The sequence below is a fragment of the Fluviibacterium sp. S390 genome (assembly GCF_049800695.1).
GTDB lineage: Bacteria > Pseudomonadota > Alphaproteobacteria > Rhodobacterales > Rhodobacteraceae > Meridianimarinicoccus.
This window is the reverse complement of record NZ_JBNAFN010000006.1, coordinates 116039-135055: the sequence shown is the minus strand read 5'-3', so window position 1 is coordinate 135055 and position 19017 is coordinate 116039. Positions and strand designations below refer to the sequence as shown.

The window sequence follows — 19017 nt, the reverse complement described above, 5'->3', positions numbered from 1 at the left end:
GGTCAGGCCCCCAGCAGCCGTCCGACCTCGATGCGCAGCGACGACATGGGGAAGGGCATGGACAGGAAGCCGTCGGCACCCATGGCACGGGCCCGGCGCTTGTCGATGGCGCGGCCCGAATTCTGCAGCACCAGCAGGCGGGCATGATCCAGATCGCGGTTTTGCCGGATCGCCTGTGCGACGCCGAAGGCCGACATGTCGCTGGTCCGTGTTTCCAGCACGATCACATCGGGGCAGCATTCGCACAGCCTTGGCACAGCGCTGGTGGCGCAGGGGGCGCGGGTCATGGCGCAGCCGTCGCGGCTGAGGCTTTGCGCGATGGCATCGCCCAGCGTGTCATCCAGCCCCAGCAGGGCCACGCGGGCCTCGTGTCCATTGCATGTCAATGTCCTTGTCATCCCAATACCTCCTCCTCACAGGTCTTGAGCAGAACCGGATCTTCCGGTTCCAGCGGAATCCACGCGCTTTCCTCCACATTGCCGTTGGCATCCATGGCGACCCCCTCCATGAGGTCGGCACGGCGGTTGTTGGCGCAGTCGATGACAACCCGGATCTGCCGGACCGGCGCCCAGCGTCCGAAGAAAAACAGGTCAACCATGCGTTGGCCGGGCAGGTCGTCGTTGGTGCGGATGGTTTCCAGATCCACGGCAACGAAGCGATCCACCTGCGGCGAGACATAGGTCCAGGGCTTGTAGAACGCAGAGGTTTCATGCGCCCAGGCGACGACGATCTCTTCGGGCAGGGTGGTCGTGGTGCGGTCGTACCAGGTGTATTCCGACCAGACCGAAAACCCGATCATGGCCAGACCCGCCCCGGCCGGCAGAAACCAGCGCGGCAGCCGTTTGCCGACGAGCAGATTCACCAGCAGGATCACCCCTGCCGCGCCAAGGCCGATCGCGAACGTCGCGAAGAGTTCTAGAAACATGTATCCTCCCAGGGTGGTCCGCAGCGGCGGACCGAAGTGTTAACCGATCATGCCGCGTCCATGTCCAAGAGCCGATTGCAGCGTCTTTACCACGACGAAAGCGTCGCGAAGATGACTTCGCTCAAAGTCGGACAATTCTGTCGGTGAAAGAAAGTTGTCAGGGGCCGCGCCGTGGCGCACCAGCTTGGCCTGATGGTCCAGACGGGTCTGGGCGATCAGGTCATAGGCATCCATCAGGTCGCTGCCGCCGGACTTCGACAGCACGCCCTTGGCCTCGGCCTCGACCAGGCGGGCGCGGGTGTTGGCGGCGGTCAATTCGCCCTGGATCGCATAGATCCGGGCAAGGTCGACGATCGGCACAACGCCGTTGTGCTTGAGGTCGATGCGGTTCTTGTGCTCGCCCGAGCGGATGGTGGCAAAGCCGCGCAGCAGTCCCAGCGGCGGCGTGTGCTTGAGCGAGTTCGCGATCATGTGCGACACGAAGATCGAATTGGCCGAGGCCTTGGCCAGAACCTCGCGCTGAAGCCCGTCGAACAGGCTGGCGTCGCCGCCGATCACCCGCAGGTCGAACATCACCGAGGCCAGCATCTGCGCCTCGGGGCTGGGCTTGACGATCCAGCCTTCGAAATAGCTGCGCCAGACCCGCACCGGCTGACGCCAGCGGGTCGCCGTCGCCATCATGTCGCCGGGGCAATAGACATAGCCGCAGGTGTTCAGCCCGTCACAGACGAATTTCGCCAGCTTCTCGAAATAGGGCATGTCCTCGGCGGTGACCCGATCGTCGAGAAACAGGCAGTTGTCCTGATCCGACACGCCGGTCTGTTCGCGGCGGCCCTGGCTGCCACAGGCAAGCCAGCAATAGGGCACCGGGGGCGGGCCGAACTTGGCTTCGGCCAGCGTCAGCAGGCGGCGGGTGACGGCATCGGCGATGTCGGTGATAAGCCGGGTGACGACCTCGTGCGGGTTGCCGGACCCCACCAGTTGCACCAGCAACTGCGGGATCTGCTTGGTGACCTTGGCCAGCGCGGCCGGGGTGCGCCCATAGGCGATGTCCGAAACGAATTGCGCCGAGGTGACCGCCTGCAGGCGGGTCAGGTCGGTCTGGGTGACCATGCCGAGGATCTTGTCGCCCTCGGCAATGGGCAGATGACCGATATGGCGTTCGTGCATCACGTGCAGCACGTCCGAGGCCAGCGCGTCTGGGGGCAGGGTGATCGGCTGCGGTGTCATGATCCGCGACACATCCAGCGCGGAATCGATGCCTTCGGCCACGACCCGATGCGACAGGTCGGTGGTGGTGACGATGCCCTTCAGGACGCCATCCTCGACCACGGCCAGGCTTGAGATGTTCTTTTCACGCATCTGCCGCGCGGCCTCGCGGATCGAGGTCGTAGGCGGGCACGACACGGGCGGACCGGTCAGCAGGTTCGACACCTGCGTGGTGGCCAACGACAGGGTGTTGGGCTTGTCGCCCGAAGTGCCGCGATCGAAGAATCTTGCAAAGGCGGGCTGCGTGTCCAGCAGGCGGGTGACCTCGGTCACCGGCAGGATCAGCAGGGAAACATCGGTGGCGGCGAGGGCGTTGGTGACGGCGGTGCCGTCCCGGAACAGGCCGCGTTCGCCGAAACTGTTGCGCGGACCCAGCAGCGAAAGCTGGCCGCCCTGGGCATCGTGGATCTCGACCGAGCCGTCTAGGATGACATAGAGGCCCGGGAGCTTGTCGCCGATGGAATAGATCGTATCGCCCTTGGCGCGCGCGTCGACGGTGAAGGCGTCGGCAACCCGGTTCAGGTCTTCGGGGGGGAGGGCGTCATAGGGGTGCAGGGCGGAAAGAAACGTGCGCACTGCTTCGGTGGTGACTTCCATCGAAAGCTCCTTTGGGGAAGAAGCCGGGCGCAGCCTGTGCCGCGCCCAGCGATGGCTGCGGCCGGGGCGCGAAGGGCGCCCCGGCGGATCTTTTCAGGACCAGATCAGTGGTCGATGGCAGCAGCGCCGGCACCTTTCGGGACGCGGATGCTTTCCACCAGATCCTGGATCTCCTGCGGCGGCTCTTCCGTGGCGTTCGACACGAAGTAGGCGACCACGAAGTTCACCAGGGCACCGATCGAACCGATCGCGGTGGACTGGATGCCCAGCAGCGACCCCTGGATGGTGTCAGGGAACTGGTTGGTCCCTGCGATGAAGAACCAGCCCTTGTGCATGAAGATGTAGACCAGCGTGAACAGCAGACCCGACACCATGCCGGCAACAGCACCCTTGTTGTTGATGCGCTTCACGAAGATGCCCATCATCAGCGCCGGGAAGATCGACGCGGCAGCCAGACCGAAGGCAAGCGCCACGGTTTGAGCAGCGAAGCCCGGAGGGTTGAGGCCGAGGTAGGTTGCGACACCAATGGCAACCGCCATCGAGATACGCGCCCAGAGCAGTTCGCCTTTTTCCGAGATGCCGGGGTTCAGCTGACCCTTGATCAGGTCGTGCGACACCGAGGACGAGATCGCGAGCAGCAGGCCGGCAGCGGTCGACAGCGCGGCGGCAAGACCACCGGCGGCGACGATTGCCAGAACCCAACCGGGCAGCTGTGCGATTTCAGGGTTGGCCAGAACGATGATGTCCCGGTTCACCGTCAGCTCGGAGCCTTTCCAACCGCGCGGCGTGGCCACATCGGCGTCGAAGGTGGAGTTGGCGTCGTTGTACCACTGGATGCGGCCGTCACCGTTCTTGTCTTCGAACTTCAGCAGGCCGGTCTTTTCCCAGTTGGTCATCCAGTCGGGACGGCTTGCGTATTCGATCGGCTCTTCGGCAACACCGTTCGGATAGATGGTGTCGACCAGGTTCAGACGTGCCATGGCGCCAACAGCCGGAGCCGTCAGGTACAGCAGGGCGATGAAGACCAGGGCCCAGCCTGCCGACCAGCGGGCGTCAGCCACGCGGGGAACGGTGAAGAAGCGGATGATGACGTGGGGCAGACCCGCGGTACCGATCATCAGCGAGAAGGTGAAGAGCACCATGTTGATGACCGAAGACGGCGTGCCGTCCTGCGCGGTGTAGTCCGCAAAGCCCAGATCGGTGACCACCTGGTTCAGGCGCGTCAGCAGCGGCTCGCCCGAGGCGACGTCGTTGCCGAACAGGCCGATGCCGGGGATGGCGTGGCCGGTCAGCTGCAGCGAGATGAAGACCGCCGGGATGGTGTAGGCGGTGATCAGAACGCAGTACTGAGCCACCTGCGTGTAGGTGACGCCCTTCATGCCGCCGAGAACGGCGTAGGCAAACACGATGGCGGCGCCGATCAGCAGGCCGGTGGTGTTGTCCAGTTCCAGGAAGCGCGAGAAGGCAACGCCAACACCGGTCATCTGACCGATCACATAGGTGATCGAGGCAGTGATCAGGCAGACCACGGCCACCAGACGCGCGGTCGGGCTGTAGAAACGGTCGCCAATGAATTCCGGCACGGTGAACTTGCCGAACTTGCGCAGGTAGGGCGCGAGCAGCAGGGCCAGAAGCACGTAACCACCGGTCCAGCCCATCAGGTAGGACGAGGTTGCATAGCCGCCAAAGGCGATCAGGCCGGCCATCGAGATGAACGAAGCGGCAGACATCCAGTCAGCGCCTGTGGCCATCCCGTTGACAACCGGGTGCACACCGCGACCGGCTGCGTAGAATTCCGAGGTCGAGCCCGCACGGGCCCAGATTGCAATGCCGATGTAGAGCGCGAACGTCGCGCCGACCACCAGCAAGTTGAGGGTAAACTGATCCATCGTTCCCTGTCCCTTACTCTTCGACGCCGTGCTCTGCGTCGAGCTTGTTTACGCGCCATGCGTAGAAGAAAATGATGGCAAGAAATACCAGGATGGAGCCCTGCTGGGCGAACCAGAAGCCCAGGTCGGTGCCACCCACCGGAATACCCTTGAGGAGCGGGCGCAGCAGGATGCCGAACCCGAAGGAAACGAGGGCCCAGATGGCGAGGCAAACCTTGATGATATTCAGGTTCGCTTGCCAGTAGGCGTTGTTGGACGAATTATCCGCCATAGCGGTCTCTCCCTTTAAGACATGCTTTCCCGGAGCCCGGAACAGTGCGTTCCAAAATCCAATGATGAAAGCGGTTGCTCTGCCGACACCCCCCCAAGTCCCACCGGGGGGAGCCGGCTCTCCCTTATGCCGAAGCGGCTTCCACGATGCGACCGAGGCCCTGCGCGATCGCGCTGATGTCGCCCATGGCGTCAACGCGTTGCAGGACACCCTTGGCGTCGTAGTAGTCGATCAGCGGCGCCGTTTGCGCGTGGTAGGCTTCAAGCCTGGACCGCACGGTTTCGGCATTGTCGTCGGCCCGGCGCTTGAACTCCGTGCCTCCGCATTTGTCGCAGGTCCCGTCAACGGCGGGCTGCTTGAAGCTGTCATGGTAGCCTTCGCCGCATTTGGCGCAGGTGTAGCGGCCCGAAACCCGCTCGACCATGGCTTCGTCCTCAACGTCCAGCGAGATCGCGGCGTTGATCTTCTGTCCGGTTTCCTCCAGCAGCGCGTCCAAGCTTTCGGCCTGGCCGGTGGTGCGGGGGAAGCCGTCCAGAATGACACCCTTCTGGGTGTCATCCTCGGCCAGGCGATCCTTCAGGATGGCCAGAACGATCTCGTCGGAGACGAGCTTGCCCGCCTCCATCACCGCCTTGGCGGTCTTGCCGGCATCGGTGCCCGCGGCAACCGCCGCGCGCAGCAGATCGCCGGTGGACAGCTGGACGAGGCCGAATTTCTCTTCCAGCATGCGGGCCTGGGTGCCCTTCCCGGCGCCCGGAGGGCCGAGAAGGATGAGGACTGCGGGTGTCGTGGTCACGATGTCTGCTCCGTCCATGACTTATTTTTTGTTCATGCGGTTTTCGATGAGATCATCGACCACCGCCGGTTCGGCCAGCGTCGAAGTATCGCCGAGCGCCCCGAAATCGTCTTCCGCGATCTTGCGCAGGATGCGGCGCATGATCTTGCCCGAACGGGTCTTGGGCAGGCCGGGCGCCCACTGGATCAGATCCGGTGCGGCGATCGGGCCGATCTCGGTGCGGACCCAGGTGCGCAGTTCCTTGCGCAGCTCCTCGGTCGGCTCGACGCCGTTCATCAGGGTGACATAGCAGTAGATGCCCTGGCCCTTGATGTCGTGCGGATAGCCCACCACGGCGGCCTCGGCGACCTTGGCATGTGCCACCAGCGCGCTTTCGACCTCGGCGGTGCCCATGCGGTGACCGGACACGTTGATCACGTCATCGACGCGGCCGGTGATCCAATAGTCGCCATCGGCATCGCGGCGGCAGCCGTCACCGGTGAAGTAGTAGCCCTTGTAGTCCGAGAAATAGGTCTTCTCGAAACGTTCGTGATCGCCATAGACGGTGCGCATCTGACCGGGCCAGCTGGCCTTGATGCAAAGCACGCCTTCGGCCGGGCTTTCGTGGATTTCCTCGCCCGACTGCGGGTCCAGAACCACCGGCTCGACACCGAAGAAGGGCTTCATGGCCGATCCGGGCTTGAGCGCATGGGCGCCGGGCAGCGGGGTCAGCAGGTGACCGCCGGTTTCGGTCTGCCACCAGGTGTCGACGATCGGGCAGTTCCCCTTGCCGACGTTGTCGTTGTACCAGTTCCAGGCTTCCGGGTTGATCGGCTCGCCCACGGTGCCGAGGATGCGCAGGCTGGAGAGGTCGCATTTCTCGACGAACTCGGTGCCCTTGCCCATCAGCGCGCGGATGGCGGTCGGTGCGGTGTAGAACTGGTTGACCTTGTGCTTCTCGCAGACTTCCCAGAAGCGCGAGGCATCCGGGTAGGTCGGCACGCCTTCGAACATCACCGTGGTGGCGCCGTTGGCGAGCGGGCCGTAGACGATGTAGCTGTGGCCGGTGACCCAGCCCACGTCCGCAGTGCACCAGAAGACGTCGCCTTCCTTGTAGTCGAAGACGTACTTGTGGGTCATGGCGGCATACAGAAGGTAGCCGCCCGAGCTGTGCACGACGCCCTTGGGCTGACCGGTCGAGCCCGAGGTGTAGAGCACGAACAGCGGGTCTTCGGCGTTCACTTCCACGGCGCGGCTGTGATCGTCGGCCTCGGCGTGCAGTTCCGAATAGTCGTAGTCGCGGCCATCAACCCAGGTTGTCTGGCCACCGGTGCGCTTGACCACCAGGCATTTCACCGTGTCCTTGCAGTGCAGCAGGGCGGCGTCGGCGTTCGACTTCAGCGGGGTCTGGCGACCGCCGCGCGGGGCGTAGTCGGCGGTGATCACGACCTTGGCGTCGGCGCCGTTCACACGGGCGGCCAGGGCATCCGGCGAGAAACCGGCGAAAACGATCGAGTGGATGGCCCCGATCCGGGCGCAGGCCAGCATGGCGTAAGCGGCTTCCGGGATCATCGGGAGATAGAGGACAACGCGATCGCCCTTGCGAACGCCAAGGGTCTCCAGGATGTTGGCCATCTTGCAGACTTCGGTGTGCAGCGCCTTGTAGGTGATGTGCTGCGCGGGCTCTTCGGGGTTGTCGGGTTCGAAGATGATGGCGGTCTGGTCGCCACGGGTTTCAAGGTGGCGATCCACGCAGTTGGCGCAGACGTTCAGGGTGCCGTCTTCGTACCACTTGATGGACACCTTGCCGAAGTCGAAGGTGGTGTCCTTGACCTTGGTATACGGTTTGATCCAGTCCAGCTGCTTGCCTTGCTCGTCCCAGAAGGCTTCGGGGTCTGAAATCGACTCCGCGTACATACGATTATAGGCTTCGGCATCAATATGCGCGTTTGCGGCGATCTCAGCGCTCGGCGGATAGGTTGCTGTGTCCTGACTTTGACCCGTCATCGGAGTCCTCCCGTCATTAGTCAACTTCGCGTTCAGTCATGCGCCCGCAGCAATGCGGATATGAGCACATGTCCCGACTGTCCCGTAGTCACTTTAACACCATTTGAAAACACCAGAATAAGTCGCAGATATTCCACGCCTTTTTTGTCAACGAGTTTGCCGCTTTTGACGAAAAGCTGTAAATTCGTTCACCGTTAGGATTTTTACAAGGATTTCGGGCTGTTGCTCTTCCGCGCCTGGTCTGCTGCGCTTTGTCAGTAAACAGGAATCTGTAATACACGTCATCCGCAGTGTGGTGTGACAAAATCTCCAGCGCTCTTGAAGCGCCCCTCGGCTGTGCCCCCGCCACAGACCAAAGGTTAGTTGCGCCGCATGATTCTGCCAGCGCAATTTTGTTACACCAACCGCGCTGGTAGCGCATAAAAAAACACATTCTCAAATGCACGTTTACGAAGTCGTTGCATGGCCCCTATGGTGCACCCGGAAGTTGAGTGGCGCGGCTGATCCGTGCCCATTGTCCAAGGAAAGTTCCCGATGAAACCTGTTGTTGTCCTGCTGGCCGCCCTGTGCGCGACCACCTCTGCCCAGGCGGGCACGCGCGATTGCGTGCACACTCATGATGTGGATTGGAATATCACACTCGATCCCGATACCAATTATGGCAGCGCGCTGACGCCTCAGAAGCACACGCCCAACGGCCAGACCGACAAGAATGGTCGCCCGCAGTATGATCTTGCGTCGCCGATCAACTTCGAAGCAAAGACCTATAGTGTGCTCAGCGATTTCGCCGATCCGGGGCTGGACAATGTCTGCAAGGAGCGCGGACGCAAGCCGCCCGAGGAGATGAAGGTCTTTGCCCGGCTGGTGCGCTATTACGGCGTCGATGTGGGCTATGCTGCGGGCGACAGCAAATACAGCAAGGCAGGCAAGCTGACGGCCACGGTCAATGGCGAGACGCGCAGCAAGATCGGTCGCGTCGGGTCGCCGGGCAGCAGTTTCGACCATGACTCGGGGGGCATCAACGGCGGCAAGGTGGCGGTTGGTGGTACATTTGACGTGAGCGCGGTGCTGGAGCTGCTGAACTGGAACGGCGGCAACGGCGCGATCCAGCACTATTTCACCCTGTCGCCCGAGCTGCGGGGGCGGACCAGCGGGACGGTGCGCTACTATACCGATATCGCGGCGGGATCGTCGGCTCTGGCCCCGGCGTCCGGAAACGGAAGCACAGCGGTGCCCCTGCCGGCAGGAGGCGCGTTGATGATCGGCGGGTTGTTGGCGCTGGCCGGTGTGCGGAAGCGGCGGCGCGGGCGCGGCTGACGGCTCAATCCACCGGCAGACCACTGGGCACGGCATCGGGCCGGCCCAGCGGATGCTGCCCGGCGGTGGTGCCGGTCAACGCGTGCATGAAGGCCATCAGGGCATCGACCTCGGCCCCGGTCAGACTGACCGGGGCGATGTCGCGCCGCGCCGCCTGGCGGGCCAGTTCCGCGCGATCCTGCCAGACGATGAAATCGGTGGCGGCCAGCCAGGGCGCCTCGGGCAGACCCGCCATTTGCGGCGTCCAGCGGGCCAGCGCCGCGTCGGGGTCAAGGTGGTGCTCAACGATGCCGCGCAGGGTCGGGTAGGCGCCGTTGTGCCCCCACGGCCCGGTCAGCGCCACGTTGCGCAGCGAGGGCGTGCGGAAGCGGTAGGCATCCTCCAGCCGGTCGCTTTCGCCCATCCGCCCGACATCGCGGGCATGCGGATCGAAGGCGCGGGTGCGGCCCGGCCCGAAGGGCGGCAGGCCGATGGCATGAAAGTCCTGATCGGTCAGCAGCGGGCCGGAATGGCAGCGCGCGCAACCGGCCTTGCCATAGAAGAGGTCCAGCCCGGTCTTTGCCTGAGGGCCCAGTGCATTGGGATCGCCGGCCAGATAAGCATCGAACGGGCTGTCAAAGCTGCGCCAGTCGGCATTGATGTAGTCGCCGATGGCCTCGGCCACCTCGACGATGGTGACCTGTTCGGGCCGGTCGATAGTGTCGAAGGCGGCCACGAAGCCCGCGCCATAGGCGGGCAGGATGCGCACCCGCTTGGCCAGGATCGGCCAGGCTGCGTCGATACGGTCGTGTACCGCGCCTGCGATCTCGTTCTCTTTCGGATTGCCCGCCATTTCGAATTGCGCCACCAGCGGAAACACCGCCTGCGCCGCGATCAGCGTGTCCAGCCCCGGCGGCAGCCATTCCTGCGCCGGAGAGTTGTAGGCGTTGCCGTAAAGGTTTGACGACTCCAACCGCCCGTCGTGGAACATCACCTTGATGTCGCGGTGCCCGAGGTTCCACAGGCTGGGGGCGTTGCGCGGGATGCGTTTGGCGATGCGATCCGGGCCGCTGCCCGCCGTGCGGTCGGGGCCAAGACCGACGCCGCCTTCGCCGATGCCAAGGCTCAGCCCGTCGCTGCCCGCGTGCTCGGGATGGTGGCAGGTGGCGCAGGCGATGTTGCGGTTGCCCGAAAGGATCTTGTCGAAGAACAGCAACTGGCCCAGTTTCGCCTTGGCGGGATCGAACGGGTGGAAGTCTGCTGCCGTGATCGGCTCCGGCAAGGGATAGCTGTGCGGCTCGGCCATCGCCGCCAGGGGAAGGAGCAGGAAATGACCCAGAACCACAGCCTTGGGGCCGCCGCGTTTGCGGTGTGTCTGGCGCTGGCCGGACCGGTCCTTGCGGATCTGGAAGAGGCGCGCGACCTGATGGAGGCCGGCGCCTTCGAGGACGCCCGCGCCGCGCTGTGGCCTGCGGCCCGGTCGGGCAATGCCGAGGCCGAAGAGTTGATCGGCGTCATGTATGCCATGGGGCTGGGGGTGGCGCGGGATGACCACCGCGCTTTCGACTGGTATCTGCGGGCGGCGATGAAGGGCCATCCCGGCGCGCAATCGGGCGTCGGCTGGTACTACGAAGTCGGTCGCGGCATGCCCGCCCCCGACCTTGTGCGCGCCTATGCGTGGTACGTGCTGTCCGCCATCGGCGGCGACCCCGACGCGGCGATCAGCCAGGAAGAGGTGGTCAAGAAGATGACGGCAGAGGAAATCGCGCAGGCGCATGTGATGATCGATGATTACCGGGTCTGGATGTATCCGTTCCGCTAGGGGGGACCGCCCGGGCGCTGCTGTCAAGCGCGGCCTTATGCGGGTCGCGTGACCCAAACGCCATTTTCCGCTATGGTTGCAGAATGTCAGACAGACACGGCCCAGGCGGACCGGGGTTCAACAGCCCCAAGCACCCGTACCGCCGTGTCCCATCCGCACAATCAGGGGGACGTGGGATGCTGAGGATACTACTGCTCGTGGCGCTGCTTTGGCCGGGGGCCGCAATGGCCGTGGTGATGTCCGCCACCGAGATCACGCCGAATACCGATGAGGTCTACAGATCCGCCTTCCAGTTCAGGATCGAGCTGAAAAGCAGCCGCCCGGAGAGACCCTATACCGAAACCGTGCCGTTTACGTTGGGGGGCGGGTACTGGGAAGTGAGAGGGTCCGTAACATTCTCGGGCGATGCCAGCAAGGCCGGGTCCGAAACCATGAGTTTCACGCCCATTTCCTACCAGCACCTGACCCACCCGCATGCAAACGAGGGGATCAGCCTGTACATGTCACCGGCCCTCAGCTTCACCGCGTCGGATTATCTGCGCATCAAGTACGACCAGAACGGGAACAAGGTGCCTCAGCTTGATGGGCGGCGGATCCGGGTCTGGTTGTTCAACGTGGATGAACCGCATGTCTCGGGCGCCGGCGATGGGCCGTCGCCGGGCCACTACGATACGTTCATTGGCAAGTTCGGAACCCATGTGGACACCCATTTGATCGATCCGGACAATGATCGCTACACGATCTTCGAACGGGTCGATATCCGGTTCGAATCCGTCCACCCGGCGCCGGTGCCGCCTGCGGCGTTGGCCCTGGGATCGGGGCTGGCCGGGCTTGTCGGGCTGGGCTGGATGCGGCGCCGGCGGCAGGTCTGATGCCCCGCGCGCCGGTTCCCGAAAAGAAAAGGCAGGCCGTGAGGCCTGCCTGATCGGATCCGTCCGGGGTGAGGAGGGGGCCCCGGCCCAGATCGTCAACTCTTGCGGCGAAAGCGCCGTGCCAGAACCAGCGCGCCAAGCCCGGATGCAATCAACGGCAGCCCCGCGGGCAGCGGGATCGGTGCCGGCGCGGTGCTCGGCGGCAGGCCACCTGCCTTGGTGATGACGTAGCCGACGCCATTGCCGTTCTTGAAATCGGCGTGGAAGAAGTCGATCGCCACGGCCAGCGGGCCAGTGTAGCCGTCCAGCGCGAACGAGATCTTCAGCGGATTGCTGTCGGTCAGGCCGGCGTAGGTGCCCGAGAATTCCAGCGGCCACCAGTCGTTCTTGTTCTTGAACGCCTTGTCCTTGATGCGCAGGTTCAGGCCGCCCCAGTCACCGCCAACATTGGTGAAAGTGAAGTCCAGTGAGGTGGTGCCGTCTTCAAACCCGTCAAAGAACAGGAAATCGCTGTCGCCATTGTTCTTCTGGCCACCAATCACGGTGCCCACGTCCTTGTCGAAAATGGCGGACTGTTTGGGGTTGTTGCCAAACTCGCCCAATACCGCTTCATCCGCGACAACAGTGGCTGCCACGACCGGTGCAGCACCCAGGGTCAGGGCGGAAAAGGCTGCCAGAAATGCCATGCGATTGAAGGTCATCGGTTTCTCCTCGTTCTACTCTTCATATGGGCGCTGCTGAGCATGCGCTCAATGGAGTGAAGGGGAGAATAACGGGGTGTGACGCAGCGTTACGTGCGCGTCAAGCAGGGTCGCGGGCCAACCCGATGCCGGGCTGGCCCGCTGGGGGGATTATTGCAGGTCGGCGCTGCGCGCGGCGTCCAGTTCCGCTTCGGCCTCGGCCACGGCCTCGGTCAGGGCGGTGAAGATCGGCTCGCCCCGTTCCACGTTCTGCTTGAACCAATCGTAGACCGGTGCGGCGGCGTCCTTGAACGCAGCCTTTTCCTCGGGCGTCGGCACATACAGGTCGCCGCCACCGGCAACGAATTCCTCATAGGCGGCGATGGATTTGCGCTTGGGCGAGGCGAAGGTGGCCTGTTGCAGCGCGTAGAACCCATCGACCACGACGCGGCGCAGGTCTTCGGGCATCTCCATGAAGCGGGCGTTGTTCATCCACCACAGGGCGCCCATGTAGGCGTGGCCATCCAGCGTGACGTATTGCAGGCCGGCATCGGGGAACTTCATGCCCATGATGTCGGTGATGCCGTTCTTGGAGCCTTCGACAACGCCGGTCTGGAACGAGGTGAACAGTTCCGGCCACGGGATCGGGGTGGGCGAGGCGCCAAGCGCGCGCACCAGTTCCTGCGGCAGGTCGGCGACCACGGTGCGGATCTTCAGCCCCTCCATGTCGGCCGGGGTCTGCACCCGCCGCTTGGTGTTGGCGAAGTTGCGCCAGCCGCCGGTGTTGCCGATGGTCATCAGGCGGATGGTGCCGCCGGAATCCTCAAGCGCCATGTCGCGCATGGTCCGGGTGAAATCGCCCTGAAGAACAGCTTCGGCGATGCGGTCGTCGGCCATCAGATAGGGCAGGTCCAACACCTGCACATAGGGGAAGATCCCCGCCGCGCCGCCCGAGGTCGAGATGTAGATGTCGATGGAGCCATCGGCGATGCCCTGAAGACATTCCGCGCCTTTCGAGCAAAGCTGCGTGCCGATGAACAGCTCAACCTCGATGGCGCCGTTCGACGCGGCCTCGACATAATTCTTGAACACGACCAGACCGTCATAGTCTTCATCGTTCTCGTTGGAATTCGCGGTGGCGCGCAGCGTGTAGTCTGCCGCCATGGACGCCATCGGCGTGACCGCAAGGGCCGCAGCCAGAAGCGGTTTGGATAGGTTCTTGAGCATGTCTCTCTCCCTGTAGTTGTTTTGGTTGCTCAGTTCACGAAGCCCGCGAGGCGGGGGATGGTCATCGAGAAGGCCGGCACGAAGGTGATCAGGAAGATCACCACCACCTCGACGGCCAGAAACGGCAGGATGGCCTTGGAAATCGTCTCGACCCGTTCGCCCGACACCGACGAGGCGACGAACAGCACCAGCCCCATGGGCGGCGTGGCCAGGCCCACGGTCAGGTTGACGCTCATGATGATGGCGAAATGCACCGGGTCAACGCCCAGATCCACGAAGATCGGCCCCAGGATCGGCCCCAGGATGATGATCGCCGGGCCTGCGTCCAGAAACATGCCGACGACGAACAGCAGCAGGTTGATGAGGAACAGCAGGATCAGCGGGTTCTGGCTGAGGCCAAGGATGAATTCGGCCAGGATCTCGGGCGCATGGGACAGGCTGACCACGGTCTTGAAGGCCATGGCCGCCCCGACCAGCAGCAGCACCACCGCCGAGGTTGTCCCGGCTTTCGCCAGCACGTCGGGCAGTTCCGACAGTTTCAGGCTGCCCATGATGAAAAAGCCGATGAACGTGGCATAAGCGACGGCGACGGCTGCGGCCTCGGTCGGGGTGAAGACGCCGCCCAGGATGCCGCCCAGGATGATGACCGGGGTCATCAGCGGGAAGAAGGCGCGCAGGCTGGCTTGCCCGCGTTGCCGCCACGTGGTCTTGGCCGAGGCGATGGGAAAGTCATAGCGGTCGGCCATGACCTTGACCATCAGCATCAGCCCGACCCCGACCATGATCCCCGGCACGATGCCCGCCAGAAACAGCGCGGCCACGCTTTCGCCCATGACATAGGCATAGATGATCATGATGCCCGAGGGCGGGATGATCGGGCCGATCACCGAACTGGCCGCGGTAATGGCGGCGGCGAACCGGCGGGTATAGCCCTGACGTTCCATCGCCGGGATCAGCATCGACCCCAGCGCCGAGGTGTCCGCCACCGCCGAGCCCGACAGCCCGGCAAACAGCATCGACGACAGCACGTTCACATGCGCCAGCCCGCCGCGCAGATGGCCCATCAGGGCTTGGGCGAATTCCACCAGCCGTTCGGTGATGCCGCCACGGTTCATCAGCTCGCCCGCCAGCATGAAGAAGGGAATGGCCATCAGCGGGAAGCTGTCCATGCCGTTGTAGACGTTGCGATACAGCAGGGCGATGTCGCGTTCCTGCCCGTTCAGCCACAACAGCAGGCCGGGGGCGACCAGCAGCGCGAAGAACACCGGCAGGCCGACCATCAGGAAGATCAGGAAGACGGGCAGGAACCAGATCAGCATCACTCGGCCTCCACGACATCGCGCGGCAGCGGGCGCAGGTGATCTTCGCGGCCCAGCAGGGTCGCCAGCCCGCGCAGCAGCAATTCGACATTGACCAGCACCAGCAGGATCAGCCCAACGTAGAGCGAGGCATACATCATCGCCAGCGGCATCTTGGCCCAGCCCCATGTCAGCCCAAAGGTCGCATCCGCCTTGGTGCACAGGGTCAGCGACATGTCGAGACCGGGCAGGGGCATCGCGAAACTGAAGGTGAAGGGCATCCACAGGGTCGAGCTTTTGAACAGGCAGCCCGACATGGTGTGGTTGTAGCCCAGCCGCACGCCGACGATCAGCACCACCAGCGACAGGCTGAGCAGGACCAGCGACAACAGGGCCGCCGGCCGTTTTGGCAGGGCGCGCTCGACCATGTCGATGGCAACGAAGCCGCCCCGGCGAAAGGCGTAGGGCGCGATCAGCCCGGTCATCCACAGCATCAGGAAGCGCGCGGCCTCATCGGGCCAGGGCAGGGCATTGTTCAGCACGTAGCGGAACACCACCTGGATCAGGATCACAATCACCATCAGCGCCATGGCCACCACGGTCACGCCCCGGCCCAGCCGCCCCATGGCGGTGTTGACGATCTCGAACGGGCGCAACAGCGCCAGCAGAATGGGCATCCGCCGTGATCCTCCCTGATCGGGCCGACGTTGCGACCCTTGCGTTCCCCTCCTGTATGCTCAGGAGGTGGAGAAACTTCCGAATTTGCCCTGCACGAACAGCAGGGGCAGGCCGTGGCGCGCCGAGACGCTGGACACTTTCGACACGAGGATGATGTGATCCCCGCCATCATGGGTGGCCACGGTTTCGCAATCAAAGCGTGTCAGGCAGCCATCCAGACAGGGCACACCGTTGCCGTCGGGCTGCCAGTCGGTCTGCGCGAAATCAAAGCCGTCGCGGGCAAAACGCCATGCCAGATCCTGCTGGCTGCGTTCCAGGACGTGAATCGCGCTGTGGCTGGCTTCGGCAAAGGCGGCGCAGCGGTCCGAAGCCTTGTCCACCGACCAAAGCACAAGGGCCGGGTCCAGCGAGACGCTGGCGAAACTGTTGACGGTGATGGCGCAGGGGCCAAGGTCGGTGGTCGTGGTGATGACCGTGACGCCGGTGCCGAACGAGCCAAGCGCGGTGCGATAGGCCCGTTGCGTATCGGGTGCGGGCTGGAATGTCTCTATCGAAATCGCGCTGCTCCCGTCCATGCTCAGGGCACCTCTTGTCCCAGGGCCGCTGTGTAGAAGTCGAACCAGTCTTCCCGCGACATCTCCACTTTGCACGCCTCGGACAAACGTGCAATCCGTGCCAGGCTGTTGGTGCCCATGACCGGAAGGATGCGGGCGGGATGCGCCAGCAGCCAGGCCACCGCCACGGCACTGGCATCGACGTCATGCTTTTCGCCGAATGTTGCAAGTTTGTCGTGCAAGGCGCTGTTTTCAGGAGCGAACAAGGCACCACCGGCCAGCGGCGACCAGGCCATCGTCGCCACGCCCGCCTGCATCAGCGTGGCCAACGCGCCATTGCGGAAAGGGTCCGAGGCCAGAAGGCTGATCTCGATCTGGTTGGTGACCAGCGTCGAGGACATGCGCGATTGCAGCAGGTTCATATCCGCCGGCAGGAAGTTCGACACGCCCACATGCCCGACCTTGCCCGAGGCCACCATGTCATCCAGCACAGCCCCGGTTTCATCGGCATCCATGAAGGGATCGGGGCGGTGGATCAGCAGCAGATCGATATGCTCGATTTCCATCTCGCGCAGGGAATACTCCACCGATTTCTCGATGTGCGCCCGCGAGGTGTCATAGTATTTCACCCGCGCGTCGGCATAGCGTCCCGCCGGGGCCACAATTCCGCATTTGGTGATGATCTGCATCTGGTCGCGCAGCGCCGGGGCGGCCCGCAGGGCGCTGCCCAGCACCGCTTCCGAGGTGTAGCCGCCATAGATGTCGGCCTGATCGAAACTGGTGATGCCCTGCGCAAGACAGGCTTCGATCTTGGCCTGCACATGGGCGGGCGAGATGTTGTCATCATCGGCCAGACGCCACATGCCATAGACGATGCGCGACAGGTCCAGCGTCGGGGACAGGGAAACACGATCCATTACTTGCGCTCTCCGGCTCCTAAAGGGGTCATCGGGGTCTTGTCCGGCACCCGGCCATAGGCGTGGGGCAGCGAACAGGTCTTGAGATGAGGTAGAACCTTTTCCCCGAATATCCTGCATTCTTCCAGATGCGGGTAGCCCGAGAAGATGAAGGCGCGCATGCCCATCTTGCGATAGGCCTCGATCTCGCTCAGCACCTGGTCGACGGATCCGACCAGGGCCGCACCGCAACCCGACCGGGCGCGACCGATGCCGGTCCACAGGTGCGGCTCCACATAGCCGAACTTGTCGGCCAGCTCGCGGGCGCGGGCCTGGTGCGAAACGCCCAGCGAGCCGGAATCATGCGCCCGTTCGCGGATCAGCTTGCCGTATTCGTCATCCAGTTTCGACACCAGGTGTTCGGCGTATTCCTTGGCCTCGGCTTCGGTGTCGCGCACGATGGTGTGGACCCGCAGGCCATAGTCCAGCGTGCGGTCGTATTTCTCGGCCACGGCGTTGACCGCCTTCATGCGTTCGGCCAGCTGGTCCCTGGGCTCCGGCCACATCAGGTAGACGTCGCAATGCTGGCCGCAGAGGTCCAGCGCGTCGGGAGAGTACCCGCCGAAATACAGCAGCGGCCCGCCGGTCTGATAGGGTTTCGCGGGATCGGTGGTCAGCCCCTCGAAGTCATAGACCTGCCCCTTGTAGGTGATCTGGTCCTGCGTCCACGCTTGTTTCAGGATCTCCACCACCTCGCGGGAACGCTGGTAACGAAAACTGCTGTCTTCTTTCTGGCCGGGAAAATCGCTGCTGATGATGTTCACCGTCAGGCGGCCCTGCAACATGTGGTCCAGCGTGGCGATGGTGCGGGCCAGCATGATCGGTTGCATCTCGCCGCAGCGCACGGCGGCCAGCATGTTGATGCGGTCGGAGATCGGCGCGCACCCCGCCACGAAGCTGAGCGTGTCCTGCCCGACCTGGTAGGAGGACGGGCACAGGATGTTGCGGAAGCCTTGCGCTTCGGCTTCCTTCAGGATCGATGAACAATGGGCAAAGCTGGACCGCAGATCGCCCTCGGGCACCCCCAGCAAGCGGTAGTCGTCCGAACACAGGGCCGAGAACCACGACACCTCGGATGCATCAAGATCTGCGGATGTGACTGGCACCACCGTCATCGACTTCCCCCCGGTTGTTTCTTCTTGCCTAGCATCGCGCAATTGATGCATCAATAGTAAATCAATTCGACAGGGGGATGGCGTGGCAGATCGTGCAGCACTGCCCAAGTATCTGCAAATTGCCGAGTTTCTGGTGCGTGAAATCACGGCCGGACGCTTGCGCGTCGGCGATCGCCTGCCGCCCGAACGGCAGATGGCGGATGGCATGGGCATTGCCGTCGGCACCCTGCGCAAGGCGCTGGCACGGCTGGAGCGCCAAGGCATTCTGGAGCGTCGGCAGGGGTCGGGGAACTATATTCTCGACACTGACCAGGGCGGGTCGATCTATGCCTTCTTCCGGCTGGAACGGCTGGACGGCGGCGGGCTGCCACGGGCCCGCGTGCTGTCGGTGACGCGCCTGCCCAAGCCTGCCGATCTGCCGGATTTTGGCGGCTCGGACACCGCGCACCGCATTCGCCGCCTGCGCTATCTGGATGACCGCGCCGTTGCAGCAGAGGAGATCTGGCTCGACGGGGAGATCACCGACCGGCTGGATGCGCAGGCGTTGTCGGAATCTCTGTACCTTTACTACCGGGAAACCCTTGGGCTTTGGATCACCGCCATCGAGGATCGGATCGGCGTCGATGCCATGCCCGGTTGGGGGCAGGACACCGGCTGTGACGAGGGCGCGGTCTGCGGCCACGTCCTGCGCCAGAGTCGCACCAGCGACGGGGCACTGCCCGAGGTCTCTCGCACCTGGTTCAACCACGACCGCGCCCGCTATGTGGCGCGCAACAGCTAGGAGAG

The 19017-nt window shown here is 63.8% G+C and carries 19 protein-coding genes; 4 read left to right on the top strand and 15 right to left on the bottom strand.

Annotated elements, in window-relative coordinates; all coding sequences use genetic code 11:
• Positions 1 to 2: 2 nt before the first annotated feature.
• The 7 genes from ACP15K_RS07040 to acs form a co-directional block, all read right to left on the bottom strand.
• Entirely contained in the window at positions 3 to 398 is a 396-nt protein-coding gene (locus tag ACP15K_RS07040) for a response regulator (RefSeq protein WP_424990137.1), read from the bottom strand.
• Positions 395 to 925: a hypothetical protein gene (locus ACP15K_RS07035; protein ID WP_193141154.1), complete on the bottom strand. Its 531-nt coding sequence runs from the start codon at positions 923 to 925 to the stop codon at positions 395 to 397. Before ACP15K_RS07035 ends, ACP15K_RS07040 begins: the two co-directional genes overlap by 4 nt.
• A gap of 39 nt (positions 926 to 964) precedes the next feature.
• On the bottom strand, positions 965 to 2791 hold the full coding sequence (locus tag ACP15K_RS07030; RefSeq protein ID WP_424990136.1) for a DUF294 nucleotidyltransferase-like domain-containing protein: 1827 nt from the start codon (positions 2789 to 2791) through the stop codon (positions 965 to 967).
• A gap of 104 nt (positions 2792 to 2895) precedes the next feature.
• Positions 2896 to 4680, bottom strand: coding sequence for a sodium:solute symporter family protein (locus ACP15K_RS07025; RefSeq protein ID WP_193141152.1), 1785 nt, complete (start codon positions 4678 to 4680; stop codon positions 2896 to 2898).
• 13 nt (positions 4681 to 4693) lie between these two features.
• A complete protein-coding gene (locus tag ACP15K_RS07020) occupies positions 4694 to 4951 on the bottom strand; it encodes a DUF4212 domain-containing protein (RefSeq protein ID WP_193141151.1) in 258 nt (85 codons plus the stop codon).
• Positions 4952 to 5075: 124 nt separating this feature from the next.
• On the bottom strand, positions 5076 to 5765 hold the full coding sequence (locus ACP15K_RS07015) for an adenylate kinase (RefSeq protein WP_193141150.1): 690 nt from the start codon (positions 5763 to 5765) through the stop codon (positions 5076 to 5078).
• A 3-nt stretch (positions 5766 to 5768) separates the two neighbouring features.
• On the bottom strand, positions 5769 to 7733 hold the full coding sequence (acs, locus tag ACP15K_RS07010; protein WP_424990135.1) for an acetate--CoA ligase: 1965 nt from the start codon (positions 7731 to 7733) through the stop codon (positions 5769 to 5771).
• A gap of 534 nt (positions 7734 to 8267) precedes the next feature.
• Here acs and ACP15K_RS07005 point away from each other — a divergent pair.
• Entirely contained in the window at positions 8268 to 9050 is a 783-nt protein-coding gene (locus ACP15K_RS07005) for a hypothetical protein (RefSeq protein WP_193141148.1), read from the top strand.
• Between the two features lie 4 nt (positions 9051 to 9054).
• Here ACP15K_RS07005 and ACP15K_RS07000 read toward each other — a convergent pair whose 3' ends face one another.
• Positions 9055 to 10335 carry a cytochrome-c peroxidase gene (locus ACP15K_RS07000; RefSeq protein WP_424990160.1) on the bottom strand — a complete coding sequence of 427 codons (1281 nt, stop codon included), beginning with the start codon at positions 10333 to 10335 and terminating at the stop codon, positions 9055 to 9057.
• A 24-nt stretch (positions 10336 to 10359) separates the two neighbouring features.
• Here ACP15K_RS07000 and ACP15K_RS06995 point away from each other — a divergent pair, with 24 nt between their 5' ends.
• Entirely contained in the window at positions 10360 to 10851 is a 492-nt protein-coding gene (locus tag ACP15K_RS06995; protein WP_193141146.1) for a tetratricopeptide repeat protein, read from the top strand.
• A 176-nt stretch (positions 10852 to 11027) separates the two neighbouring features.
• The gene (locus ACP15K_RS06990) at positions 11028 to 11723 is read left to right on the top strand and encodes a hypothetical protein (protein ID WP_193141145.1); all 696 of its coding nucleotides are present in this window, start codon (positions 11028 to 11030) and stop codon (positions 11721 to 11723) included.
• Positions 11724 to 11818: 95 nt separating this feature from the next.
• On the opposite strand, the gene ACP15K_RS06985 is transcribed toward ACP15K_RS06990, so the two are convergent.
• The 7 genes from ACP15K_RS06985 to ACP15K_RS06955 form a co-directional block, all read right to left on the bottom strand.
• On the bottom strand, positions 11819 to 12424 hold the full coding sequence (locus tag ACP15K_RS06985) for a VPLPA-CTERM sorting domain-containing protein (protein WP_193141144.1): 606 nt from the start codon (positions 12422 to 12424) through the stop codon (positions 11819 to 11821).
• 150 nt (positions 12425 to 12574) lie between these two features.
• Positions 12575 to 13630 carry a TRAP transporter substrate-binding protein DctP gene (dctP, locus tag ACP15K_RS06980; protein WP_193141143.1) on the bottom strand — a complete coding sequence of 352 codons (1056 nt, stop codon included), beginning with the start codon at positions 13628 to 13630 and terminating at the stop codon, positions 12575 to 12577.
• Between the two features lie 29 nt (positions 13631 to 13659).
• Entirely contained in the window at positions 13660 to 14949 is a 1290-nt protein-coding gene (locus ACP15K_RS06975; RefSeq protein ID WP_193141142.1) for a TRAP transporter large permease, read from the bottom strand.
• Positions 14949 to 15605 (bottom strand): TRAP transporter small permease, encoded by a 657-nt coding sequence (locus ACP15K_RS06970; RefSeq protein WP_424990134.1) that lies wholly within the window; start codon positions 15603 to 15605, stop codon positions 14949 to 14951. The genes ACP15K_RS06975 and ACP15K_RS06970 overlap by 1 nt, the downstream gene beginning before the upstream one ends.
• A gap of 60 nt (positions 15606 to 15665) precedes the next feature.
• Positions 15666 to 16181, bottom strand: a complete 516-nt coding sequence (locus ACP15K_RS06965; protein WP_193141140.1) for a flavin reductase family protein — start codon at positions 16179 to 16181, stop codon at positions 15666 to 15668.
• 2 nt (positions 16182 to 16183) lie between these two features.
• Positions 16184 to 17077, bottom strand: a complete 894-nt coding sequence (locus ACP15K_RS06960; RefSeq protein WP_424990133.1) for an aldo/keto reductase — start codon at positions 17075 to 17077, stop codon at positions 16184 to 16186.
• Positions 17077 to 18231: an LLM class flavin-dependent oxidoreductase gene (locus ACP15K_RS06955; protein WP_193141138.1), complete on the bottom strand. Its 1155-nt coding sequence runs from the start codon at positions 18229 to 18231 to the stop codon at positions 17077 to 17079. Before ACP15K_RS06955 ends, ACP15K_RS06960 begins: the two co-directional genes overlap by 1 nt.
• Before the next feature lie 82 nt (positions 18232 to 18313).
• On the opposite strand from ACP15K_RS06955, the gene ACP15K_RS06950 reads away from it, so the two are divergent.
• Positions 18314 to 19012, top strand: coding sequence for a GntR family transcriptional regulator (locus tag ACP15K_RS06950; RefSeq protein ID WP_193141137.1), 699 nt, complete (start codon positions 18314 to 18316; stop codon positions 19010 to 19012).
• The last annotated feature ends 5 nt before the right edge of the window (positions 19013 to 19017 follow it).